13 protein-coding genes and 1 pseudogene are annotated in these 26,105 nt (G+C 39.8%); 5 read left to right on the top strand and 9 right to left on the bottom strand.

All coding sequences use genetic code 11. The features are described 5' to 3' along the window. Nucleotides 1–17: 17 nt before the first annotated feature. Nucleotides 18–692 (bottom strand): AMIN domain-containing protein, encoded by a 675-nt coding sequence (locus NG743_RS22105; RefSeq protein ID WP_257120900.1) that lies wholly within the window; start codon nucleotides 690–692, stop codon nucleotides 18–20. A gap of 147 nt (nucleotides 693–839) precedes the next feature. Between NG743_RS22105 and NG743_RS22110 the strand changes: the two genes are divergently transcribed. Then, a complete protein-coding gene (locus NG743_RS22110) occupies nucleotides 840–1,802 on the top strand; it encodes a hypothetical protein (protein ID WP_257120901.1) in 963 nt (320 codons plus the stop codon). Nucleotides 1,803–1,888: 86 nt separating this feature from the next. Here the strand turns inward: NG743_RS22110 and NG743_RS22115 are convergent, their stop codons facing one another. The 6 genes and pseudogenes from NG743_RS22115 to NG743_RS22140 all read right to left on the bottom strand — a co-directional run bounded on the left by NG743_RS22115 (nucleotide 1,889) and on the right by NG743_RS22140 (nucleotide 15,091). Next, on the bottom strand, nucleotides 1,889–2,824 hold the full coding sequence (locus NG743_RS22115; protein ID WP_257120902.1) for a hypothetical protein: 936 nt from the start codon (nucleotides 2,822–2,824) through the stop codon (nucleotides 1,889–1,891). A gap of 396 nt (nucleotides 2,825–3,220) precedes the next feature. Further along, on the bottom strand, nucleotides 3,221–4,303 hold the full coding sequence (locus NG743_RS22120) for a hypothetical protein (RefSeq protein WP_257120903.1): 1,083 nt from the start codon (nucleotides 4,301–4,303) through the stop codon (nucleotides 3,221–3,223). A 277-nt stretch (nucleotides 4,304–4,580) separates the two neighbouring features. After that, nucleotides 4,581–4,835: pseudogene (locus tag NG743_RS22125) on the bottom strand (adenine nucleotide alpha hydrolase family protein); the annotation flags it as partial. An 81-nt stretch (nucleotides 4,836–4,916) separates the two neighbouring features. After that, nucleotides 4,917–5,066 carry a hypothetical protein gene (locus NG743_RS22130; RefSeq protein WP_160289994.1) on the bottom strand — a complete coding sequence of 50 codons (150 nt, stop codon included), beginning with the start codon at nucleotides 5,064–5,066 and terminating at the stop codon, nucleotides 4,917–4,919. Nucleotides 5,067–5,657: 591 nt separating this feature from the next. Next, nucleotides 5,658–12,326, bottom strand: a complete 6,669-nt coding sequence (locus NG743_RS22135; protein WP_257120904.1) for an FG-GAP-like repeat-containing protein — start codon at nucleotides 12,324–12,326, stop codon at nucleotides 5,658–5,660. Nucleotides 12,327–12,898: 572 nt separating this feature from the next. Beyond that, nucleotides 12,899–15,091 carry a cation:proton antiporter gene (locus NG743_RS22140; RefSeq protein ID WP_257120905.1) on the bottom strand — a complete coding sequence of 731 codons (2,193 nt, stop codon included), beginning with the start codon at nucleotides 15,089–15,091 and terminating at the stop codon, nucleotides 12,899–12,901. Between the two features lie 615 nt (nucleotides 15,092–15,706). Between NG743_RS22140 and NG743_RS22145 the strand changes: the two genes are divergently transcribed. Further along, nucleotides 15,707–17,401: an ABC-F family ATP-binding cassette domain-containing protein gene (locus NG743_RS22145; protein ID WP_027401786.1), complete on the top strand. Its 1,695-nt coding sequence runs from the start codon at nucleotides 15,707–15,709 to the stop codon at nucleotides 17,399–17,401. A 299-nt stretch (nucleotides 17,402–17,700) separates the two neighbouring features. Here the strand turns inward: NG743_RS22145 and NG743_RS22150 are convergent, their stop codons facing one another. Continuing rightward, nucleotides 17,701–18,309: a Uma2 family endonuclease gene (locus NG743_RS22150; RefSeq protein WP_257120906.1), complete on the bottom strand. Its 609-nt coding sequence runs from the start codon at nucleotides 18,307–18,309 to the stop codon at nucleotides 17,701–17,703. 277 nt (nucleotides 18,310–18,586) lie between these two features. Between NG743_RS22150 and NG743_RS22155 the strand changes: the two genes are divergently transcribed. Together NG743_RS22155 and NG743_RS22160 are read left to right on the top strand one after the other, a co-directional pair. After that, the gene (locus NG743_RS22155) at nucleotides 18,587–19,720 is read left to right on the top strand and encodes an AAA family ATPase (RefSeq protein WP_257120907.1); all 1,134 of its coding nucleotides are present in this window, start codon (nucleotides 18,587–18,589) and stop codon (nucleotides 19,718–19,720) included. Beyond that, nucleotides 19,717–20,460: a hypothetical protein gene (locus NG743_RS22160; protein WP_193962239.1), complete on the top strand. Its 744-nt coding sequence runs from the start codon at nucleotides 19,717–19,719 to the stop codon at nucleotides 20,458–20,460. Before NG743_RS22155 ends, NG743_RS22160 begins: the two co-directional genes overlap by 4 nt. 425 nt (nucleotides 20,461–20,885) lie before the next feature. Here NG743_RS22160 and NG743_RS22165 read toward each other — a convergent pair whose 3' ends face one another. Beyond that, nucleotides 20,886–23,465: a M1 family metallopeptidase gene (locus tag NG743_RS22165; RefSeq protein WP_193962240.1), complete on the bottom strand. Its 2,580-nt coding sequence runs from the start codon at nucleotides 23,463–23,465 to the stop codon at nucleotides 20,886–20,888. A gap of 694 nt (nucleotides 23,466–24,159) precedes the next feature. Here NG743_RS22165 and NG743_RS22170 point away from each other — a divergent pair. After that, nucleotides 24,160–25,818 (top strand): DUF3352 domain-containing protein, encoded by a 1,659-nt coding sequence (locus NG743_RS22170; protein WP_027401782.1) that lies wholly within the window; start codon nucleotides 24,160–24,162, stop codon nucleotides 25,816–25,818. Nucleotides 25,819–26,105: the final 287 nt, after the last annotated feature.

A 26,105-nucleotide genomic window follows, 5' to 3' on the forward strand; every position in this document is an offset into this window, starting at 1 on the left:
CTTGGAAGTCCCTAAATCTAAAATTTTTGGCTGGGTAAAGGTTGACCAAATTCAATAATGGGAATTTCTTTAGGGTTATTTGGGGAACTGTTTTTGTTTTCTACAGGTGTGGGCAACATTGCGGAAGGAAGGGGGGAATTGACGATGGGTGAGGGGTTTTGAGAATTTAGGGGTGGGACGGTGATTAAGGGTTGTTGGGAGTTAGTGGTGAGATTTGTGGATGGTGGTAGGCTAGTGGAGGGTGTGGTTAAGAGACTGTTAGCAGGAGAAAAGGTAATATGAGGATTTAAGACCCAGCGCGTGGGTTTTTGTCGAGAAAGAGCTTGAAGTTGTATTTGATTGGTTTGTAATTGAGTTCCTGGTGCAAGATCAAGGACTATGCGGGTAATATTGGCGTTAAGTTGAGAGATACGAATTCTCTGAATTGCTCCTGAATATTCTTTTTGAGTGAGGACTTTACCCAATTTGGTATTAGGTAAGTCGAGAACTAGACGTGGTGGTTGCATTAGTTGGAAATATTGGGGTGTTGCAGTTGCGGAGAGACTAATTTTTAATTGCTGGGACTTGGGGTGAAATTCCCAGTTGTTAAGTTGTGCGATTGGTTGGGCAATACTGATGCTAGGAGTGAAAGCAGTCAAGCCAAATAAGCTTACCCTGATAGATAGAAGAATTTGATTAGTTCTAGTTTTCATAATTTGGTTGTTTGGGGTTGGGATATTTAGCATAGACTACGCAAGATTAGAAAAATTGACGTGACGGTAATTAAATTGTCTGATAGCGTAGCGTGGCGCAAGCCATATCAGGATTTTAAGGATTTACAGGATTTCAGGATTTACAGGATGAGGGATCTGTTTGCAGATGAGGTTGCTAATTTGATGGTGATTAATTGTCTGAATCAGGATTTCCAGGATTTCAGGATTTACAGGATGAGGGATCTGTTTGCAGATGAGGTTGCTAATTTGATGGTGATTAATTGTCTGAATCAGGATTTCCAGGATTTCAGGATTTACAGGATGAGGGATCTGTTTGTAGATGAGGTTGCTAATTTGATGGTGATTAATTGTCTGAATCAGGATTTACAGGATTTCAGGATTTACAGGATGAGGGATCTGTTTGCAGATGAGGTTGCTAATTTGATGGTGATTAATTTTCTGAATCAGGATTTACAGGATTTCAGGATTTACAGGATGAGGGATCTGTTTGCAGATGAGGTTGCTAATTTGATGGTGATTAATTGTCTGAATCAGGATTTACAGGATTTCAGGATTTACAGGATGAGGGATCTGTTTGTAGATGAGGTTGCTAATTTGACGGTGATTAATTTTCTGAATCAGGATTTCCGGGATTTCAGGATTTACAGGATGAGGGATCTGTTTGTAGATGAGGTTGGTAATTTGACGGTGATTAATTGTCTGAATCAGGATTTCCAGGATTTCAGGATTTACAGGATGAGGGATCTGTTTGTAGATGAGGTTGCTAATTTGACGGTGATTAATTGTCTGAATCAGGATTTCCAGGATTTCAGGATTTACAGGATGAGGGATCTGTTTGTAGATGAGGTTGCTAATTTGACGGTGATTAATTGTCTGAATCAGGATTTCCAGGATTTCAGGATTTACAGGATGAGGGATCTGTTTGCAGATGAGGTTGCTAATTTGACGGTGATTAATTGTCTGAATCAGGATTTCCAGGATTTCAGGATTTACAGGATGAGGGATCTGTTTGTAGATGAGGTTGGTAATAATAGGACTTACGCAAGTGTCACACTAAGAATCTGTTTTAGGGTGCGTCAGACTGTATAAATCCTGTAAATAAGCAGATTGTTGATATCTGACGCAGCCTACCAATGTGCCAGTTGTGTAAGTCCTGAGTTAAATGGGGCTAAAAGTTAACCGATAGCTGCTCTTAATTTTTTAAGAACTCTACCGATTTCTACGAAGTCTTTATTTTGTGAGAGTCCTAGGAGAACCTTCGGACTACTTTGATTGACAATAGTATTGTACACATTAATAGCAACGCTGAGTTTATTGATGTCCACAGATGCTGCTGCATTCACCTGAGCTATGGTGAAACTAGCTTTAAGGGCTTTGGTATTAGTTAATAAGTCACTTTCCGTTAACTGGGCTGTGTGATAAGTTGGTTTGATATAACTGTTAAGAGGGCTTAAAAGACTAGCCAGGGATTCTAAAAGTCCCTTCGTTAATTCTGGAGAAACCCCTGTGCTATTCATGGACTCAGTCAGTTCAGTAATTGCAGGTTGTACATCTGAGCCAGCACCCATCAAGTCACCAATCTTTGTGTTACCACCAGGGCTTGCAAGTTCGGTGAGTAAATCAGTAAATGCTTGATTCATGGACTGTTGAGCCGCAGGTGTAATTGTCATGGTTACAACTCCATCTGCTCCTGTTGTGACAGTGACGTTAGGTGATGTACTGACTGGATTGAAATTGATGTTAACTTGTTGGATTTGCTGATTAGGATTAACTCTTTCACTAACACCTTTAGGACTTAGATTGGAAGCGGGTTCAGGCGATGGATTGGAAGCAGGTTCAGGTGATGGAGGCGTAAATTGGGGTGATGGATTAGGTAATGGATTAGGCGTAAATTGGGGTGATGGATTAGGTGATGGATTAGGCGTAAATTGGGGTGATGGATTAGGTGATGGATTAGGCGTAAATGGAGGTAATGGATTAACCCCTCCACTAATACCTCCAGCATTACCCTTACTCGGACCAGAAACTTGAGCTTGGTTTGCCATCTGGAAAGTAAACAATATTAACGGACTGAGGCTCAGAGCAAAAATGAGACTTCTGGTTTTTAACATGATGATTTCCTACCAAACATTAAAGTTGAAGTGCTTATTTGGGGTCTGCCAAATAAAATTAGAACTGCTCACAAATGAGGACTTCAGGGTTTTTGATACTTAGAAAATGTCAGGTTCTGGTATAGAATCCATTTGGTATCTATTTTGTAAGACTTAGCTAACAAGAGTTATGGTGATCTTGACGGATTCTCTCTCGTCCATACTGGGCAATAACTCTGGCAAAGATGCCAAATGGAATCTACACAAAGATCCCAAATAGGTACATTTTTCCCTATTTAGATATGGGGAACTGAGGATCTATGACTACCCAGCGCAGTCTGTCAGCATCAGTCCATTAGATAGCTGAAACCGTTGCCCGTGGCTTCATATCCTCACCAACAATTTTTTCGGTAAGCCCTATTTGGGTAAGAAATTGAAGCCATAACCTACGCCCAGAACAAATACCGTACCACCCTGACTATTATTTGTGATATCTGCCCCCTGGGCTGTAATTGTCAGTGGTACAGTGGGGAAAGGAACGTAGGATGCTCCAATATTTAAACCAACTCCACTCCAACCTAGACCTAGACCAACTTGGGGATGAACTTGTACACCCACTCCTGTAAATATTCCAGTACTGGAATTACCTTGCCTAAAGTCACCGCCTCCAGCCCCCAGGGAGAAGGAGATGGGCATTTGATTAACGGGATCTTTAGGCTTTAATAAGGAATAAGCTGTTGCCACCCCATAGGCACTAGAAGGTCTAATGGGTTCATCTCCGTATTGGGCAAAGGTGTTCCAACCAGCAGCTACACCAACTTGATTGGTTGCTTGGTTGTAGACAATGCGGTGGACTTTGATATCAAAAGTTCCATTGGCGTTAAAGTTGTTGATACTACCAATAGTCCAGCCAAGCTCAACTCCAGCTAGTTTCCTGGCATCTCCTAAACCAAAACCTGTGGTGATACTACCATCTAGACCTGTATCTCTCTTGCCGCCGAAAGCCCCTGATCCTGCTACAAACCCATCACCGATGTTGGCTCCGAAGGCACTTGGACCAGCAAAATTAAGTCCAGGCCTATAGGATGGCTTTTTGGGAGTTAGCCTATAAATGGGATCTATCAGTAAATCTCGACGAATTTTATCCGTATCAATTGATGCATCATCTATCTCCGAAGAGTTTGTCTGGGAGGTTATTTGTGGTTGTTTTTGGTGGACAATGGATTCAATCTGTTTTCCAGAAATAACCTTCTGCTTTAATTCAGCGACTGCGATTACCTGGTTGCTGTCGGGTAAATAGGTCGCTTTTGCAGTTTCATTTGTATTTAATGTACTTTTGTCTAATGCTTGATTGTCAGTTATGATCTCGTCTGCTGCGGATGCAGAATCAACTGACATGACTCCGTTCAGTAATAAAATTGACAGGTTTAGCCATAAACTCCAGTAGATACCACGAACATAAATACTTGGCGGCATGGTAAAATCATCTTTGATATTCAAGATATATTCCTCCAAAATGTTTGCAGCAAAGCTAAAAACCCAAGGTTCCCTGTTTTTGTAAACAGGAATCCAGGGAGCATAAACTGAAAGCATGGCCTTAACTTACTTGTATACTTATAAAGGTTGGTTAAGTCCGTATTGTTTTGTGTATATTGATTGATGGACACCGTTTAGTTGAGCTTAAACCCGAACCAAGTACAGAATGTTTACAACCCCGATTTTTACATTTATACCACGAATGCAAATTAAAAACACTTAAGTTCGACGATGAGAAAAGTTAGGAATTATCAGTGATTTCTTGGGTGTTAACTGCTGGGAGGAGGGCGGTAAGGTGTGAGGTAACTTGACTGTAACGACGGGTAATGAGTAATGAAGAACGACATTGGATGGCGAGTTGATCTGTGTATCTTCCCAGGGTTTGGCGTTCTATTCCCCACAGACGGCTAGTACCAACAATGGTCAAATCAACATTTTCCGAGGCAGCAATTACGGCTTGGATTGGTTCTGGGGATGTGACAGTTTTGATTTCAATCCCATATTCGGCATGAGTAAATATACCCAAAATATTTTTCCCAGCAGGTTATTTTGTGAAAAAAAGAATTTCATAAAACAGCTAAAACCCAATCATAATAACTATTTCATGCTTTTTGCTATCTAGGTCGGTATTCAATGAATTTAATCTCAAACCAACTAATTTATTGACAGTATTCTCAATAAGCTCGATTTGAGCTTGCGATCGCTCTAATATAGAATTGCGTGTCATTGTCTGAAAGCCTTGTTATCATTGAGTTATGGATAATTCCGAAAATTCAAAAAACACCTGCTGAATGTGGGTTGAATCCTCGACTGATTGATTCTGACTCCTGGCTACTGACTCGGTGACTCCTTCTTCAACTCACCGAGTAGGATTATGTTCAGAAAAAGATGTAGAAATGATTCTTAATTTATTAAAAGAAGAAAGCAGAATGATTATTAGTCTTATTAAAAAACTAGAAAATTAAAATTTTTCCCCTGTTCCCAGTTAAGAGTTCCCTGTTCCCTTCTCTCAATTTCTCGGTTTAGCATAACAAGTACCGAAGAGCCAAATATACTAACACATCCACAGAGTTTGAACTTCCCCATCCGGCAGGGCTGTTTCATTCCCTGAAAGGTGCATAATGTCAAGGTTTCATTTTAGCGATCGCTCTAATTTTTATGGTAAAAAGTTTAAATTTTTGGGTCAATATGTTTATATCCCATCAATTTCGTCCCAAAAATTATCGCTAATGATATTGACAAATCCATCCTCCTTAACGAATGAAACAGCCCTGCCCCATCCGGGGATGGAGAAGTTGAGAAACCAACAACCTCAAGTTTAAGAAAGAGCAAAAACCGCATCATTGAAATCATTGTTGGAATATTGGGTAGCGGTAGCGGGTAAATCCTCAAATCCATAGACCCCATTACCATAGGAACGGAGGTGGGGAGATTTATCGGGATTAGCTGACCCAAAGCTAAAATAGGCTACAGGTTCCTGTAGGAATCTAGGTGCATTATTGAACTCATTACCTGCTTCCGTAGCAACAAGGTCTCGGACATATTGAGGTGCATTGGCAAACCGGTTTACGTCTCCGTTTTCAGCAGCGACGAAATCTTCTACTCCCTGTTGTAAATTGGGGAAGTAAGTTCCACAGTTAGCAATAACAAAAGGAGCATAAAACTTATTACCTTGAAGTGACACACCAGACCCTAATTGTGTAGCGGTGCTGGGAGTATCGCTACTACCTGCTTGCACTATAAAGTCCTTGACTCTAGCAGCGGTGAGAGCGTAAAGCGCATAATCGCTATCTCCCGGTTTTAATACCCCTTTCTCAGTATTAATTCCTCCTTCAGCATCCACAACCTCATATATTCCAAATAAGTGGTTGAAATTGGACTTTGTTCCATTTTGGACACTGGTAACTTCATTAGACGCGGATAGTCTATTTGTGTCTAAAGACAGATTTCCTCCGCCATTGGTACTGAAAATCAAACCCGTGGATATATTCACGTTGGGTGCATAATCAGTAATGGGGGTGAGGGTGCGATCGTCATTGGTAATAGTTCCTACAGCAGTTGCAGTGGTAATGGTAGCATTGGTGGGGTTGGAAAGGGTAACTGTAAACCCTTCATCCGGCTCAACAGTGGTGTCTCCTAACACATCTACTATGATAGTTTTAGTGGTTTCACCTGCTGCAAAACCCACCGTACCAGTTGGTAGGGTTCCACCAAAATCCGTAACATCTGCTTGGTCAGTACCAGACCCTGTTACTGCCCAATTAGCACTGCTGCTACCACTGGTATCTTCACTGCGGGTGACAGTGAAGGTAAAGGCTTTTGTACCTGAATTTCCCTCTGTTTGAGTTACATTACTAGGAGAAATACTTAGATTGGCAACAGTTTCATTAACGTCAGTTACACCAATAGTTAATTGTTTCTCAAAGGATAACCCACCTTGGTCAATGGTTTTGACTCTAACGCTATAACTGTTTTTGGTTTCATAGTCAAATCCAGAGTTGGTTTTGAGTTCATTATTGGTAATGGTGAAGACATTATTATCCGTGTCTCCCGTACCGCTTACCAAGGTATAGGTGAAAGTGTTTCCTGCATCTGGGTCTGTAGTGGTGAAATTACCAACTACTGTATTAATAGCTTGATTTTCGGCGATTGTGCTGTTATTTAAGCTGATGTTGGTGGGCGCTTGGTTGGTGGGAGTTTCGTTAACGTCAGTTATACCAATAGTTAATTGTTTCTCAAAGGATAACCCACCCTGGTCTGTGGTTTTGACTCTAACGCTGTAACTGTTTTTGGTTTCATAGTCAAATACGGCTTTGGTTTGTAACTCATTATTACCAACGATAATAAATGAATCATTATCTGTATCACCTGTTCCTGATACTAGGCTATAGGTGAAGGCGTTTGCTGTATTTGGATCTGTGGTGGTGAAATTACCAATTTTTGTATTAATGGGTTGATTTTCGGCAATTGTGCTGTTATTTAAAGTGATGTTGGTGGGCGCTTGGTTAGTATCAGTAAAGTCACCCACATCAATAACCTTTATTTCTCGATCATCAACTACATAAGCGTAATTGCCTATTACTTGTACGTCATAACCATAACTACCATAACTAAGGTCATCTTTGCTTTTGAGTGTTGGTTTGCTTGGATCACTGATATCTATAATTTCTGTTCCTGAGTAATCGTAAAGCAAATAAGCATATTTGCCTACTACCCGCACATTATCAGCATACGTTTGATAAGTGCTTTTATAATTGCCTTTGAGTATGGGTTTGGTCGGATCACTGATGTCTATAATTTGTAGTCCTGAAAGTCCATCAGCTACATAAGCATAATTGCCTACTACTTGCACATCATTAGCGTCACCCGGAGTATTATAATTTTCTTTGAGGCTAGGAACAGATGGATCACTGATGTCTATAATTTGTAGTCCTGAAAGTCCATCGGCTACATAAGCATAATTGCCTAATAATTGTACATCATGGGCATAACCTAGAGTATCATAATTACCCTTGAGTGTGGGGGTAGTGGCATTGCTGATATCTATGATTTGTAGTCCTGAAAGTCCATCAGCTACATAAGCATAGTTGCCTAATAATTGTACATTATGGGCATAACCTGGGGTATCATAATTTCCTTTGAGTATGGGTTTGGTCGGATCAGTGATATCTATGATTTGCAGTCCTGCATCAGACGCGGATACATAAGCATAATTATCTACGACCTGAACACTTTGTGCATAGTTTCCAGTATCATAATTTCCCTTGGGTATGGCTTTGGTGATATCTGTGATATCTATGATTTGTAGTCCAAAAGTACCAGCTACGTAAGCGTAGTTGCCTACTACTTGCATATTGCCTGAATTGTAATAACCCTTGAGGGTGGGACTAGAGGGGTTGCTGATATCTATTATTTCTAATCCCCTATCACCAGATACATAAGCATAATTGCCTACTAATCCTACATTGTAAGCCTCTCTCTTAGTAACATAACTGGCTTGAAGGCTAGGATTAGAGGGGTTGCTGATATCTATGATTCGTAGTCCTGAATCACCAGTAGCTATATAAGCATAGTCGTTTAATACCTGCACATCATAAGTGAAATCAGTGATATTATAATTGCCCTTGAGGGTAGGATTAGATGGATTGCTGATATCTATGATTTGTAGTCCTGATACATCAGCGACATAAGCATTGTTGCCGATTACTTGTACATCATTAGCAGAGCCAGTATCATAATTACCCTTGAGGGTAGGATTAGATGGATTGCTGATATCTATGATTTGTAGTCCTGATACATCAGCGACATAAGCATAGTCGTTTAATACCTGCACACGTCTACCAAAGCCAGACACATTCCAGACAGAATCATTATAATTGCCTTTGAGGGTAGGAGCAGTGGGATTGCTGATATCTATTATTTCTAATCCTCTACTACTAGCTGCATAAGCATAGTTGCCTATTACCTGTACACTATACACAGAGCCAGAAGTTACGAGACCAGAAGTAATATTATAATTCCATCTGCCCTTGATTATAGGATTAGTCGGATCACTGATGTCTATAATTTCTAGTCCATCAGATCCAGTCGCTACATAAGCATAGTTACCTACTATCTGCAAATTACCAACAAGTAATGGGGAAAGCTTTGTAATTAGTTTAATTGGGAAAGGCAGTTGGATTGTAGCTAAAGCTAAATCATCATTAGTAATAGTTCCCGTTGCGGTAGCTGTGGTAATTGTTGCATTGTTATTAAAACTCAAGAGATTAACGGTAAAGGTTTCATTGTTTTCCTGAGTAAGATCACCCTTGACATTAACTATAATGTCTTTTGATATTTCTCCAGGTGCAAAGGTAATAGTACCTGTGGTGTTAGCAAAGTCATCAAAACTAGCAGGAGAATTTACGCTCCAGTTAACACTATTTGTCCCTGTGGTGTCACCTGTGCGGGTGACGGTGAAGGTAAAGGGTTTATTGCCTAAATTTCCTTCCGTTTGAGTTACATTACTAGGGGAAATGCTTAGATTGGCAACAGTTTCGTTAATGTCAGTTACACCAATAGTTAATTGTTTCTCAAAGGATAACCCACCCTGGTCTGTGGTTTTGACTCTAATGCTGTAACTATTTTTGGTTTCGTAGTCAAATACGGCTTTGGTTTGTAACTCATTATTACCAACGATAATAAATGAATCATTATCTGTATTACCTGTTCCTGATACTAGGCTATAAGTGAAGGTGTCACCAGTATTTGGGTCTATGGTGGTGAAATTACCAATTTTTGTATTAATGGGTTGGTTTTCGGCAACTGTGCTGTTATTTAAGCTAATGTTGGTGGGTGCTTGGTTGGTATCAGACTTATTGGCATTTATATCTTCTTCAAACCCGTTGCCTGTGTTTTTGTACAGTTTGGAAATATAAGTAGCGCCAGTCAACAGGAATTCCTGTTTACCATCACCGTTGTAGTCTGCCCAAGCTACAGAACCACCGTAAACATCAGGAAGGGAAACTGTGGTATCTTCCGTAAACCCATTGCCTGTGTTTTTGTACAGTTTGGAGATGTAGCCTGAACTGGTCGAACCCGTTAACAGGAAGTCCTGTTTACCATCACCGTTGTAGTCTGCCCAAGCTACAGAACCAACGGAAACACCAGGAAGGGAAACTGTGGTATCTTCCGTAAACCCATTGCCTGTGTTTTTGTACAGTTTGGAGATGTAGCCTCCGGAACTGGTGGAACCCGTTAACAGGAAGTCCTGTTTACCATCACCGTTGTAGTCTGCCCAAGTTACAGAACCACCGTAAACACCAGGAAGGGAAACTGTGGTATCTTCCGTAAACCCATTGCCTGTGTTTTTGTACAGTTTGGAGATGTAGCCTGAACTTGTGACACCCGTTAACAGTAAGTCCTGTTTACCATCACCGTTGTAGTCTGCCCAAGCTACAGAACCATTCTGAACACCAGGAAGGGAAACTGTGGTATCTTCCGTAAACCCATTGCCTGTGTTTTTGTACAGTTTGGAGATGTAGCCTGAACTGGTCGAACCCGTTAACAGGAAGTCCTGTTTACCATCACCGTTGTAGTCTGCCCAAGCTACGGAACCATCGGAAACACCAGGAAGGGAAACTGTGGTATCTTCCGTAAACCCATTGCCTGTGTTTTTGTACAGTTTGGAGATGTAGCCTCCGGAACTGGTACCCGTTAACAGTAAGTCCTGTTTACCATCACCGTTGTAGTCTGCCCAAGTTACGGAACCATCGGAAACACCAGGAAGGGAAACTGTGGTATCTTCCGTAAACCCATTGCCTGTGTTTTTGTACAGTTGGGAGATCCTGCCTGAACCCCTTAACAGTAAGTCCTGTTTACCATCACCGTTGTAGTCTGCCCAAGCTACAGAAACATAGGAAACACCAGGAAGGGAAACTGTGGTATCTTCCGTAAACCCATTGCCTGTGTTTTTGTACAGTTTGGAAATATAAGTAGTGCCAGTCAACAGGAAGTCCTGTTTACCATCAGCGTTATAGTCTGCCCAAGCTACAGAACCATTGTCAACACCAGGAAGGGAAACTGTGGTATCTTCCGTAAACCCATTGCCTATGTTTTTGTACAGTTTGGAGATTGAACCTGAACCTGTGGAACCCGTTAACAGTAAGTCCTGTTTACCATCACCATTATAGTCTGCCCAAGCTACAGAACCATTGTCAACACCAGGAAGGGAAACTGTGGTATCTTCCGTAAACCCATTGCCTATGTTTTTGTACAGTTTGGAGATTGAACCTGAACCTGTGGAACCCGTTAACAGTAAGTCCTGTTTACCATCACCATTGTAGTCTGCCCAAGCTACGGAACCATTGTCAACACCAGGAAGGGAAACTGTGGTATCTTCCGTAAACCCATTGCCTGTATTTTTGTACAGTTTGGAGATGTAGCCTGAACTGGTGGAACCCGTTAACAGTAAGTCCTGTTTACCATCACCGTTGTAGTCTGCCCAAGTTACAGAACCATACTGAACACCAGGAAGGGAAACTGTGGTATCTTCCGTAAACCCATTGCCTGTGTTTTTGTACAGTTTGGAGATGTAGCCTCCGGAACTTGTGTAACCCGTTAACAGGAAGTCCTGTTTACCATCACCGTTGTAGTCTGCCCAAGCTACAGAACCATTGTAAACACCAGGAAGGGAAACTGTGGTATCTTCCGTAAACCCATTGCCTGTGTTTTTGTACAGTTTGGAGATGAAGCCTCCGAAACCTGTGATACCCGTTAACAGGAAGTCCTGTTTACCATCACCGTTGTAGTCTGCCCAAGTTACGGAACCACCGGAAACACCAGGAAGGGAAACTGTGGTATCTTCCGTAAACCCATTGCCTGTGTTTTTGTACAGTTTGGAGATGTAGCCTGAACCTGTGAAACCCCTTAACAGGAAGTCCTGTTTACCATCACCGTTGTAGTCTGCCCAAGTTACAGAACCACCGAAAACACCAGGAAAGGAAAGGGTGGTATTTGCCTGTTCAATATCAATTTGCCGATTATTCAAAGTAATTGTACTATGATCATCCTCTGCCTTTAATACTCTCAAAGTCTCCACATCCAGATTTTGACCCTGTACCAAAGCTGCAAAAATCGCCCCTTCATCTCCAGCGCTATCCGTCTGGTTAATTTTAGAATCTACAAAATGCCCAATTTCCTCTAACAAAACCCCACTAATAGCTGCTAAAGAAGCACTAGCAACAAAGGTATTTGATAAATAAATCTTATTCTTGCTACTAGCATAAGCGCCATTAGCACCGCCAAGAATACTACTATCGAGAACTTCTATTTGGGGAAGTTGACTAAAATCCCCAGTTTCCCACTGTAACCGCAGAATTTCCGCAACGCTGCGGTTGTATTGTGTACCAAAAGCAGTATCAAAAACCTGCCAGAAGTTATTTAAACGAGAAAAATATTTAAGTTGATTAGAAGCTAAGGTTAGCGCGGAATTAATTAAAAAGTTCATAAAATAAATGATGTTTTTCGAGGTTTGAACTAAAACAACAGGTTAAATTAAGTAGTAAGACAGAATTAATTATACAATGTCATTGCGTAAGCGTTGCGTGGCGTTAGCCATATGGAACGAAGTGAAATGAAGCAATTCCAAGGGTTGTGATTGCTTCCCTTCGCTCGCAATGACTGTAAATATTTTTGTTCAATTACTTACCACAGTTAACTAACGGTTTGCTATTGATTAGGAAAAGTGTATTGCCGTAAAATATTGATATTCTTGTGAAGTCACCAAGATTACACACCCTTGGTGGTTATACTACCACGCTTGAGTAAAGCCTTGCTGCAAAGTATCAAAAATATATTGAAATAAGCCATTGGTTTTATACGAATTTACTATAGGGAATAATCTATCATTGCTACTAAACGCGGCATTGGTGAATCAAAATAAGCGACTCGTGCGGTCAAAATCGCATAGAGTTTATTTTTTTTTGCAAAGGTGCGTTAAAAAGATATGGATAATTTATTTGTTCCGTAACTTATCCATGAATGCAAATTAAAAGCACCTAAGCTCAACCATGAGAAAAATTAGGAATTATGAGTGATTTCTTGGGTATTAACTGCTGGTAGGAGGGCGGTAAGGTGTGAGGTAACTTGACTGTAACGACGGGTAATGAGTAATGAAGAACGACATTGGATGGCGAGTTGATCTGTGTATCTTCCCAGGGTTTGGCGTTCAATTCCCCACAGACGGCTAGTACCAACAATGGTCAAATCAACATTTTCTGAGGCAGCAATTACGGCTTGGATTGGTTCTGGGGATGTAACGCTTTTGATTTCAATGCGATCGCGCACACTCTTTGGTAATCGCTCAATCATGGCGTTGAGTTCATAACTTAATTCTTCTTGGATGTGAGTGCCTTTAAAGACTTGTAAAACTTGTAAAATAGAAGTATCCCGATTAATCAGCATTCTCAGGGCGATAATTAATGCTAAATCGTCGTGGATGTTGGCGGAGTAGGGAACTAATAAACTTTCAATAGCGTTGCCTCCCTTATCTACAAATACGGCGACATCTACCGGTGTGGTACTGAGAATTTGTCCAACTCTTCCCCCTAACCGATTGTTGCTAAAAGCTGGACGATGCCAACCGACGAGAACTAAATCTGGTTGTTCAATTTTGGCTATCTGTGCTGTTTCTCTGGCAACATTGCTAGATATGCGAACTATAGGATGGATATAGGAGCGTGTTTCTGGTGGTTCTAGGGTAGCAATTAATTCTTCTAGTTTTTGGCGACGTTCGGCAATAAGTCTGTCGGCTTCCGTTGGGGTACTTTCAAAACCATAGTCTTCTTCGAGTTCAATGAAGCTGAGGGGATAAACCACAGCAGGTTGTCGGTTGTTGACAGCGATCGCCGTTGCTAACTGTAACAAACCTTTTTGGGTAGCAGGATTAGCCACTGGGACTAAAATCCGATATTGGGCAATATAAATTTCGCTGGGAACTGGTACGGTTTCTGCTGGTATTTCTGGTTCTGGTTCAACAACATCTAATCTGATCAGGCGTTTCGGATAGGTAAATTCCAGTAATGGTGAAGTCATGAATGTTGTCACCAAAGCCATAATTACTAACATGGTGAAAAGTAAGGGGGTAATCACGCCTAACTCTAAACCAATATTCAAGACAATTAATTCAGTTAAACCGCGAGTATTCATCAACCAACCCAGGGCTGATGCTTCCCGTTTGTCAATACCACTAATTCGAGCCGCTACATAAGCACCAATATATTTACCGCCAATGGCCACTAATAAAATCAAGGCTGACAATAGCCATAAATGAGGACTGTTAAGTAAACCAATTTGGGTTTTTAAACCACTGTAGGCAAAGAAGATTGGTAACAAAAATATGAGAACAAAATCTTCAGTTTTGATCGCTAATTCTCTGACTAATTCTTCATCTTTAGGCATGACTGCGCCTAATAAAAATGCCCCAAAAATTAGGTGAATACCGATAAATTCAGTAATTAAAGCAGAGGAGACAACTCCCATATAAATTACAGCTAGAACGAATTGACTCAACCGCCCAGCCCGACGATGATGTTTACTCAGACGTTGGAGAAACCATCGCCCAATTGTGAACATGAAGCCAATATAAGCAATACTTTCAATAATGGTGAGAATAGCTTGCCCGTCAATGCTACCGTGACGAGCGACAGCGATCGCTACTGCTAAAATACACCAAGCTGTCACATCATCTACTGCCGCACAAGTTAAGGCTAATGTCCCCAAACGAGTTCCCTGTAAGTTATTTTCGGTGATAATTCTCGCCAACACCGGAAAGGCAGTAATTGACATTGCCGCCCCTAAAAACAAGGCAAAGGGGACAAAATTGACATGATTACTAGAAACTAAGGGATAAAGGACAAAAGATAATACAAAAGCCGAAGCAAAGGGAACAATAATGCTGAGATTGGAAATGAGAATGGCAGTTTTTAAGTTACCACTCAGATATTTGGGATTTAATTCCAACCCAATCAGAAACATGAAAAATATTAGCCCTATTTGCGATAAAACATTCAAATAAGGCATGGTTTCTGGTGGAAACAGGCTATGAGCTAAACCAGGAGCAATTAAACCAAATAATGATGGACCAAGCATGATACCAGCGAAAATCTCGCCGATTACCAATGGTTGTTTAATTGCTTTGAATCCCAGTCCCACAAGTCGAGAAAGTCCAATCACAATTAATACTTCAACCAAAACGAGAATAACCGTGTGCATATTTTCCTCATTGACGATAATTTGAGTTCACTATGATAATTTTTGACAAGATAGCAGGAGTCAGTAGTTAAAAGTCTCTTAGTGTATGGCTTTTATTGTATATTCTGGCTCTCATCCCAGTGCATACTGCTATAGTTCAAATTGTCAACATAATTAGATATATTCTCAACTATTTTTATTAATTCAAGATGTTAATTATTGTTACCTTGCTATCTTGATTATCTCAGAAAATCAGTATTAATTTGTTGTTAAACTGTCAATAAACTTGAGAATTAGCAAGTATAAAACCTAAATCAAGAGAATCAAGTGGTCAGAACCTTTGATTAATAAATTATTTCCGCATAAAAGCTGACAATAAACCATAAATTCTTAAACAATCCTCTGATTAAAAATTAGAAAAAATGTCTCAGGTGTAACCTAAAATACTTGCCGGCAAATCCTGTCTTTCTTATTCTGTCTTCTTCTGACAAAGGGCGCAGGCCCTGCGCCCCTACCTCCTGAATCGAGGAAAGAATTTAGGTTTATAGCCAAAAAATTGTAAATATGGCGTTAAATTTTGTTAAGATTAGAGACGGCGTTAGCTTTGCCCCCTGTCCCCTACCCACGAGACGCTTCATGCTGCGATTAGAACATATCAGTAAAATTTATCCTACAGGCGAAGTTCTTAAAGATGTCAACTGGGAAGTCAAACCAGGAGATCGTATTGGTTTAGTTGGTGTTAACGGTGCGGGAAAATCCACCCAATTGAAAATCATCTCTGGGGAGATTGAACCCACCGCTGGAGAAATTATTCGTCCCGCCAGTCTACATATAGCTTATCTTAACCAAGAATTTGAGGTTGACCCCACTCGTACAGTTAGAGAAGAATTTTGGACTGTATTTAAAGAAGCTAATGAAGTGCAGAAGGCTTTAGCTCATATCCCTCATGAGATGGAAACAGCTAATCCAGAAGAGTTAGATGAGCTAATTCATGAGTTAGATCGGTTACAGCGTCAGTTTGAAGCTTTGGATGGATATAACTTAGACTCACGGATTGGTAAGATATTACCAGAGATGGGATTTCAACTAGAAGATAGCGATCGCCTAGTTAGTGCCTTCTCCGGTGGTTGGCAAATGCGGATGAGTTTAGGAAAAATCCTCCTGCAAAAACCTGACTTATTACTACTGGACGAACCGACAAACCACCTAGATTTAGAAACCATTGAATGGTTAGAAAATTACCTCAGAGGTTTAATTACCCCAATGGTCATAGTTTCCCATGACCGGGAATTTTTAGATCGTCTGTGTAACCAAATCGTTGAAACTGAAAGAGGAGTTTCTAGTTCTTACCTGGGTAATTACTCATCCTACCTGCAACAAAAAGCCGAAAATCAGTACGCACAACTCAACGCTTACGAACGTCAACAAAAAGAATTAGAAAAACAACAGGCATTTGTAGAAAAATTCCGTGCCAGTGCTACTCGCAGTACCCAAGCGAAAAGTAGAGAAAAACTACTTGATAAAATTGAACGCATTGAAGCACCGACAGGAGGAATGAGAACCCTACATTTCCGTTTTCCTGATGCCACTCGTAGCGGTAGAGAAGTAGTAGAAATTAAGGACTTAACCCATATTTATGGGGATAAAATTCTGTTTTTATCCGCAAATCTGCTGGTGGAAAGAGGAGACAGAATTGCCTTCCTTGGTCCCAACGGTGCAGGTAAGTCCACACTGTTAAAAATTATGATGGGTGTTGAACCACCCACAGAAGGGATTGTGAAATTAGGTGATCACAACGTGATTCCTGGTTACTTTGAACAAAACCAAGCGGAAGCCTTGGATTTAAATAAAACCGTCATGCAAACTATCCATGACGAAGTTCCCAACTGGACAAACGAAGAAGTCCGCACATTGTTAGGCAGATTCTTATTTACTGGTGATACCGTATTTAAGAAAGTTGCGGCATTGAGTGGAGGTGAAAAGGCTCGATTAGCATTGGCAAAAATGCTATTACGTCCAGCCAATTTAATCATCCTGGATGAGCCTACTAATCACTTAGATATTCCGGCAAAGGAAATGATGGAAGAGGCTTTGCAAAACTATGATGGTACTGTCCTTGTAGTTTCCCACGACCGTTATTTTATCTCCCAAGTAGCTAACAAAATTGTCGAAATTCGTGATGGTGATTTTCATGTTTACTTAGGAGATTATCACTACTATCTCGATAAGAAAGCTGAAGAAAAAGAACTGGCGGAATTGGCAGCAGCAGAAGCCGCAAAAGCCGCTAAAAAAGCCGCTAAATCTGCAAAAGCTGGAGCAAAGCAGAAGTAGGTAATATCGGCGAATGGGTGACTGATTGTGATTCTGGCTTTCTGTCACCTATTTTTTAATAATGATATTTTAAGAATTATGGAACGCAGATCAACGCAGATAAACACAGATAAATATGGATGATTATTTTTCTGTGCAGTCTCAGATAAAATTAGTATTACAAAAGAAATTAGGCGTTGCTGAATTGAGGTATGAAATTCCCAAATTTAACCTTTAAAACTCAAACCTCAGTGCGTCTTTGCGTCTTTGCGCCTTTGCGTGAGACTAAAATTCATATCCTAATTCAGCAACGCCAGAAATTACATAGCAACAACACTCCCGGATGTAAAGACTTGTTTTGCTGTTAATTGTAAGTTGGGAAAGTAGGAATCATTGTTTTGAAATAATCGCTTTTGATATTCGTCTTCTACTAATGTACAAATTGTAATTGTTGGCTGTTTGATTTTGCCGATATATTCTCTACCACCAATGCCTAAATAATCTACAATCCAATATTCAGGAACAGCTAATAGGGCGTAATCTTCAAGTTTGCGAGCATAATCATTTTGCCAGTTTGTGCTGACGACTTCAGCAATTAGTTTAATTGACTTTCCTGATGTAATTACAGGCTCTTGTTGCCATAATGGTTCATTGATTAGTTGTGTTTGGTCTAATACGATCACATCGGGACGAAAGGCTGTGTTTGTTCCCAATAGTTTGATCAAACAGCGATGGGGGATAAAGTATGGTAAGTCTTGATGATCAATTTCTACATTCAGTTTTCGCCCAATTAAAGATGATACCTGTTCATGGAGTCCTGTTGGTTCGATCTCGATTAATTCCCCACCAATAAGTTCATAGCGATCGCTGTCGCCATACTGAGTAATAAATTCATTAACTGTAATTAGTTTTAGGGCTGATTGTACCATTATTATGTTTCTTGCTGATTAAATAAAGATTATTCTGGCAGCTTGGAAACTGCACTTTCTTACTTATTTGGCAATCAGATTAGATTAATAAATTAAACTGTCCAAACCGTTTTTACGGACTAAATGTAGTAATTTAAGAGCCGCACCTGTAGGTCGTTTTTGCCCAATTTCCCATTTTTGAACGTTTAACTAAAGTATATCACTTGGTGCTATTATTGTTATAATCAATCCTTAGTCACCATAAAAACAACTCAAGAGCCAATTTACTTGCAAACAGATGTTATCTAAACTAAGAGTTCAACACTATAAAAGCCTTTTTGATACAGAAATTGATTTAGAGCCATTGACTGTATTCATCGGTCCTAATGGTTCTGGAAAATCGAATATTTGTGAAGCACTAGCTGTATTATCTGATTTTCTGCGAAAGCTGATAGATACTAAAAATAATAAGCAGATAATAACCCTATTTTCTGATTCTTTAAAAAGTTTAAGTAGAAATCAGCAAAGTATCGAATCCAAATTCTGGCATGGAAAGCAAGATTATCTTTCCTTTGCTCTCACTTATCTGACAACAACAAAAACCACTGCTTATGACAAATATCAAGAAAATTTAGATATATCAGTTCATCTCGATTATCCTGATCGAAAAATTAAAGTAGAAAATCTTGAAAAAAGTATAGATTTTATATGTAAAACTGCTAATCCACTAAGAGAATTTCTGGTTTCTAATCAATATTCAAATTCTTCTCTTTTTAAAGCTATAAGAAAAGTTAATGTTTACGATTTTGCGCCAACTTACTTGTCTAGTAAAATCTCATCAAGTGGTAGTATGGATAGAACGGGACAAGGAATTGCAAATACTTTACTCGATATTTTGCTGACGAATCGTGACAGGTTTGATGAATTACAGTATCGTTTAACCCAGCTTGTTCCTCATATAAAAAGTATTGCATTACCTCGCGGTGAGAATCAAACTTTTTCAATCGAGTTAGTTGATAGATATTCAGAACACCATATCCCTGCATCTGACATATCAGATGGAACATTGAGAATTTTGGGTTTTTTAACTGCGCTGTATCAAGAAAATACTCCAAGTATTATTTGTTTTGAAGAAATAGAAAATGGAGTTCATCCTTGGCTACTGCATAAAATGATGGAGTTGCTAAAAATTGTTTCCACCGAAGGAATAACTGGTAAACCTGTGCAGGTTTTAATTACAACTCATTCTCCTGTTCTTTTAAATTACGTTGAACCCCATCAAGTGCGTGCTGTTGAATTAGATAAAGAAGGTAAAACTCAAGTTCATAAATTACCTATAGATTCTGTCCGATTTCAAAAAGCTTTAGAAGCTTATGATGGAGCATTAGGTGAACTTTGGTTTACAAATGTGTTTGGAGGAAATCCAGAATGAGTCGTCGGATTCGGATTGGGCTAATTGCTGAAGGGGAAGCAGAATTGGGTGCAAGTATTCCTTACATTAAACCAGAAGATGGGGGGAAAGTTATTGAAAGAAACAATGAAGGCGCACTCCATACTTTAATTAGACGAGAACTTGAAAATGCTGGATTTCCTGATTGTGATTTTATCCAAAGACATCCATCAATTAAAGAAAGTCAAAAACTTACTTTACGAACGGGACACTCTATTTTAGATCCAAAATATCTAGCGCAAATTGTTATTTTGTGGAAACTAGAGGATGTAGACATGATCCTCATTGTGGTTGATGCTGATGATAAATTAGAACAAAGACAAATTGATTTAGAACGAGCTTTAAATAAAATTCGTGATAATCATTTAGATATTAACGAGGAAGTTATTAGCGATCGCTCTGCTGGAGGTTTAGCAATTAGAAATTTTGAGACTTGGTTACTTGCTGATACCCAAACTGTTTCAACTATTTTAGGCGTAGAATTGCCACCTCTGGAAAATTTAGAGGATTTAGACAATACAAAAGATATTTTGGAGAATACAATTTCCCAATCAATGTATCTATCTGAAGATACTAGCAATCAGCGATCGCTACAAATTCGCTGGAACTTAGGTAAACAGATTGATTTGGCAATAATCAAAACTGGCTGTCCACAGGGATATGCTGCTTTTACACAATCTTTACTAGTAGCGACAAAAGCAGTTATACCAATTCTTAACTAATTTGTAATAGCTTACCTTACTTCAATAAAATAGAGATTTTAAATCTGTTCCCTGTTCCCTTGGCATAACGACAATTTTTAACGCCAATTTACTTAACAGTCCAACAAATATTGACTGTATACAGTTAAAAATTTTATCAATTTGTTTCCTAATACTTGGGTTATTGTGTAGGGGTAAAGCAAGAGCTTCATAGGTGTCAACTTAAGCTCAAATCCCTACCACATCTCGTTCCTAGTCTCTGACTAGGAATGCAGTTGATGAGGCTCTGCCTCTAATATCATTGAAGGCAGAGCCTTCTAGAATTCATTCCCAGTCAGAGACTGGGAATGAGGTAAGTTGAGTTCTTTGCGGGATAGATGTTTTACGTTAAGTTGACACCAATAAGCTTTTGCTTTACCCTCACCTCACTAGCTACAGCGCGTAAATCATACTTGCTTTGATTTGGCTTCCAGATTTTCCAAACGGCTTTTCAATTCCTGATTTTGCTGTTTGATTTGATCAAGTTCCTCACGTAACTGCTTCAGGGTTTTGTCTGTGCCGATATTCTTTTGCACCTTGCTAACTTCTTCTTCAGCATAACGACGGACTCGCCCATCTGCGGTTTGATTGGCTAAAGATTGCAAAATACCAATGGCTTTTGGAGTTTCCATTTGTCCCAAGGCTGTTAAAACGGCTACCTGGGTTAAAAAGAAAGTCTCTCTGGCAATTTCCGCTAACCGATCTAAAATCCGTTCTATATTAGCAGGAGTTTGACCAGTGGATATTTTGCCCACTGCGCGAATTGCGGACAGGCGTAATGGTTGCGGTATTCCAGATTTTGTGTATTCCAGTAGTAAATTTAAAGCCGTTTCTGAAGACTTGAATTCAGCTAAACCAGCGATCGCCCCACTGCGGACAACTTCATTCCAACCAGCCCTTTCTTCTAACACAGATTTGAGTAACTTGATTACTTTGTCTTCATGGGGTTTATCTTCTAAATGCGCTGCTGCGATCGCCGCAATAGTTTGACAAGCCGCAGCTTCTACATAGTAGCTGGCATCGCCATGTTGGACAAAACTTTTCACAGCCTTGTAGCTATTATGAGTTTTAATTTGTGACAAAGAACTAATTACCGCCCGCCGCACAAAGGGACTAGGATCATTTAATCCAGCGACTAAACCATCAAAAGCTTGATCCAACTGAATTTCTGCCAGTTCTTTGGCAACTTCGATCCGTACACCCCAAAAAGGATCATTTTTCAAAGCTGAGGATAGGGCAAGAGTCGCTTCTAATCCGCCTTTTTTCGCTAAAGCTGCCGCTGCATAAATGCGGGAAATAGGATGAGGATCAAATTCTAACTGGGCTTTTAATTCGGAAATTGGGTATTCTAAAGTGACAGTTTTGAGATAATTATTACCAACATCAAAGCTAATAAAATCAGGCTTTTGTGTTAAGGGAAAGTAAAAACTTTGTTCTTTTTCATGGACTCGAACTGTAAAAGTTGTGAGTTGGGGATTTTCTTTATATCCAAAACCAATGGGAATTCTCAGATTAAATAAATCCTTACTATCGGCTTCAGCTTGGGTTTGGGTGACAGTCACCTTCGCTAAATTTGCGTCACCATCCCAGGCATAAGCTACTTTAAAGTCAGGATGACCACCACGATAGACATATTGATCAAACAGGAAAGCTAAATTGCGTCCTGTGGCTTTTTCAATCGCTCTTAATAAGTCTATCGTTTCTACAGTTTGGTGGGCGTTATCTTGAACAAAAGTTTGCACAGCTTGCCAAAATAACTCATCGCCCAATTCTGCGCGAATCATGTGATAAACACAAGATCCTTTTTCATAAATGTGGCGATCGTAAAGTTCGATCGCTTCCCGATAAACATGAGTTACCATTGGTCTACGGTAACGACTGCTATCTTCACTAAAATAACTCCGCGCTTCCGACAACCGATAATATGCAGCTTCTTGGTCGCCATATTCCCGTTGGGTCCACATTACCTCCGAATAGGAAGCCATCCCTTCCTTAATCCAAGCATGAGACCAATGTTTAATCACCACCAAATCTCCAAACCATTGGTGGGCGAGTTCATGGACAACCAAACTTTCGGTATTGCGATTATCTAATATTGCCCGTTCATCTAGTAAACAACGGTCAGTGAGGAGAGTCGTGGATGTGTTTTCCATCCCTCCAAAAATAAAATCATCTACACAAACCTGGGCATATTTGGGGAAAGCGTAGGGATAACCATACTTTTCGCTCAAAAATTCGATCATTTGGGGAGTTTTGCCCATGCTGCGTTTAGCATCTGCTTCTCGTCCCTTTTCGACGTAATAGGTAACAGCTTTACCATGCCACTCGTCCCGAATTTCGGCAAAATCGCCTACTGCCAATGTCATCAAATAGGTAGGATGAATTTGTTGTTGGGACCAATGGTAGGTTGTGTATTTTGCCTCTTCTACGGTGTCAATGAGTTCACCATTGGAGATAGCAACTAAGGGTTGAGGAATGCGGACGCGAATTTCTGATGTTGATAACTGTCCAGGGTAGTCGAAACAAGGAAACCAATAGCGAGAATCTTCGTCTTCTCCTTGTGTCCAGACTTGGGTGGGTTTGTGGGGGTAGTGTTTGTCTGGTTGGATAAAGTAAATACCCCGTTGGGGTTTTTCGGCGGCGTAGGCGATCGCAATTAACAAACGATGACCAATTTCTGTAGGCTGTGATAGGTAAATACAAAGCTGTTCGCCATCATATTCAAACTTTTGGGTAACTTCGTTTACCTGTACTGACTCAATCTTCAAATTGACAGCATCCAAAGTCAACCTATCAATCCCATTCCGCACTGGCAATAGGCGAATACTACAACTTCCGTAGCAACTTTGGTTCGGGATATCCAAATTCAGATCCAGAAAAATATGTTCTACCTGTCCAGGTCGGTCAGGGTTATAGTGTGGTTTTGCCCCCGGTAATTCAAAACGCTTGTGTCCGGTTTTTTCAGTATCAAAATAAAACTGCAACATTTATTATTTCTAGCCTTCTAATCCTAAAACATTTAATGGGATGTAAGTCATACAAATAAAGAAGTGTAGCGTAGTATGACATTTTTTGCCTGTTTGATTTTGGTAACGTCGGCACTACCTGAATCTACAGATTGACAAAGCTGATTTAGCTACTGTTGTCACACTTAAAAATCTAAGTATGTAACTCTTCTCTGCCTCTGTTCCAGAGGGTATTTATCCGTGATCCATAATTATTGATTACAAATACTACTAATTTTCCATATAGTCTTAGAATAACTGGGAGGTGACAAATTGACTATTGTTTTCAAAGGAATAAAATATCGTTTGCGGATTCAGTCCTGACCATAGTGGAGTATTATTTAAACCCAATTACAAATTTTTGCTGATCATATATTTCCGATTATATCAGTAAATACCGTGAAAATAGCGGAAATTAGCGATAAAAAAGAATTCAAACATCAGAATTCATGAGCATTAAGTTTTTTCAGCACTTAATTGTAAACTGTATCTAGGAGTCGGATATGTCCAACCTTTTTATACTGAATATGCAGTATCCACTGATATCAACGAAACTGACGAAATCCTCAAAATATAGTTCTTTTAATGAATTTTTGCCTAGATAAATTTCCCCAACCACCAATGAACATTTCATTGCATCTGTTACATAATTTACACAAATCAGGAGTATTTACCAGTGTCTGCAAAAAAAACATCGTTCTTCATCCCTGTAATTGGTACTGCTGTGATTATAGCAGGGGGCATAGCAGCTTATATGTACCTCAAGGGTGGTACGAATAGTTCTAGCCCTTTAGGTAGTGCTAAATTAGTACCTGCAACTGCATTAATGGCAACTTATATTGACACTAATCCTGAATCTTGGAATAAGTTGCAGCAGTTTGGTACACCGGAAGCCCGGAAATTACTAGGTAAAGAGTTCCAGGACTTCAATCAACAAATGTTGAATGATAGTAAGATTTCCTACGAAGCAGATATTAAACCTTGGGTTGGTGGAATGATGATTGCGGTACTACCACCAGATGCAAAGAAAGTATCTCAGGACAACTTTCGCGCATCCGAAGCACCAAATTATTTGTTGGTGGTCGGGATTAAAGATAAAATAGCAGCTTTGAAATTTGCGAATAAGTTGAAAGACAAAAAAAACGTCAAAATTCAGGAATCTGACTACAAAGGTCAAAAAATTATCGAATCTACAGGTCAAGGTCAACCGACTTATGTAACGGTTGTGAATAATGACTATTTGCTTTTAACATCCAATAAACAAGCTGTAGAAAAAGCGATTGATACCTATAAAGGCGAACCTTCTTTTGTCACTAAAGAAGGTGCAAATGATATTCTGAGCAAAGGTGTGGATGTTAAGAATAGTTTGGCGCAAATTTATGTCCCTGATTATGCCAATATGATCCAACAATTAACGGCATTTAATCCTCAATCTAAACAATTACCCCCACAAACTCTCGCACAAATTAAGCAAGTCAAATCATTAACAGCAGGGGTGGGAATAGATGATGACGGCTTGCGATTAAAAGCAATTGTGAATTTAGATCCCCAACTAAATAAATTCCAATATCAAGCTACTCCCGCCAAGATTGTGGGACAATTCCCTGGTGAAACTTTGGCTTTAACTAGTGGACAAGGTATTAGTAAAAGCTGGGAAACTTTTGTGGAACAGTCCAAAGATTATCCCGAATTAAATCAAGGAATTCAACAAGCGCGGACTCAACTAAAAGCTCTGCAAATTGATTTAGATAAAGATATTTTTGGCTGGATGAATGGCGAGTTTGGTTTGGGTGCAATTCAATCTAATCAAGGTTTATTAGCCAATGTGGGTTTTGGCGGTGCGTTAGTATTGGATACGAGCGATCGCAAAACTGCCGAAGCTACCTTCACCAAACTCGATAATTTAGCCAAACAGCAATCTCTCAATGTCGCTCAAAGAACCATTGGCGGTAAAAATGTCACAGAATGGCAAATCCCCCAACAAGGCGCTCTAGTGGCACATGGTTGGCTCAATGATAATACAGCATTTGTGGCTATTGGTGGACCCGTTGCGGAAACACTAGCAAATCGCAAAGGTGCAGCACTTGATCAAAGTGATACCTTTAAAACTGTTACAGGTTCTTTACAAAAACCCAACGGTGGTTATTTCTATTTAGATATGGACAAAACCAAAACCATAATTCAGCGTGTATCCGCTCAAAGTCAACCTTTACCTGCGGACGCTACCGCTATTCTTGATTCTATTCGTGGTGTTGGTGTGACTGTTAATAGTCCTAGTAAATCCGTGACTCAAATGGAGATGTTGTTATCTCTTAAATCTGGTAAGGGGAAGTAATATCCTTTATGATTTTTTTTCACGCAGAGGCGCAGAGGCGCAGAGAGTAGTTTGTAGGGTGCGTCAGTCCCGATAATTTGATAAAAAAACAGATATCTTCTATCTGACGCACCTTATTCATTAGACATCTGGTGAAAATGGCGTTGCTGAATTGAGGTATGAAATTCCCAAATTGAATCTTTAAAACTCTTACCTTTGCGTCTTTGCGCCTTTGCGTGAGACTAAAATTCATACCCTTATTCAGCAACGCCAAGATTTCTAGAATAATTGAACGCAGATAAACGCAG

The organism is Dolichospermum heterosporum TAC447 (genome assembly GCF_024584745.1).
Lineage (GTDB): Bacteria > Cyanobacteriota > Cyanobacteriia > Cyanobacteriales > Nostocaceae > Dolichospermum > Dolichospermum heterosporum.

Coding starts and splice junctions, on each gene's coding strand:
- NG743_RS22165 (WP_193962240.1), bottom strand. CDS start 23,465: ATGTTGCAGTTTTATTTTGATACTGAAAAAACCGGACACAAGCGTTTT.
- NG743_RS22115 (WP_257120902.1), bottom strand. CDS start 2,824: ATGTTAAAAACCAGAAGTCTCATTTTTGCTCTGAGCCTCAGTCCGTTA.
- NG743_RS22110 (WP_257120901.1), top strand. CDS start 840: ATGAGGGATCTGTTTGCAGATGAGGTTGCTAATTTGATGGTGATTAAT.
- NG743_RS22135 (WP_257120904.1), bottom strand. CDS start 12,326: ATGAACTTTTTAATTAATTCCGCGCTAACCTTAGCTTCTAATCAACTT.
- NG743_RS22140 (WP_257120905.1), bottom strand. CDS start 15,091: ATGCACACGGTTATTCTCGTTTTGGTTGAAGTATTAATTGTGATTGGA.
- NG743_RS22145 (WP_027401786.1), top strand. CDS start 15,707: ATGCTGCGATTAGAACATATCAGTAAAATTTATCCTACAGGCGAAGTT.
- NG743_RS22150 (WP_257120906.1), bottom strand. CDS start 18,309: ATGGTACAATCAGCCCTAAAACTAATTACAGTTAATGAATTTATTACT.
- NG743_RS22160 (WP_193962239.1), top strand. CDS start 19,717: ATGAGTCGTCGGATTCGGATTGGGCTAATTGCTGAAGGGGAAGCAGAA.
- NG743_RS22155 (WP_257120907.1), top strand. CDS start 18,587: ATGTTATCTAAACTAAGAGTTCAACACTATAAAAGCCTTTTTGATACA.
- NG743_RS22130 (WP_160289994.1), bottom strand. CDS start 5,066: ATGACACGCAATTCTATATTAGAGCGATCGCAAGCTCAAATCGAGCTT.
- NG743_RS22105 (WP_257120900.1), bottom strand. CDS start 692: ATGAAAACTAGAACTAATCAAATTCTTCTATCTATCAGGGTAAGCTTA.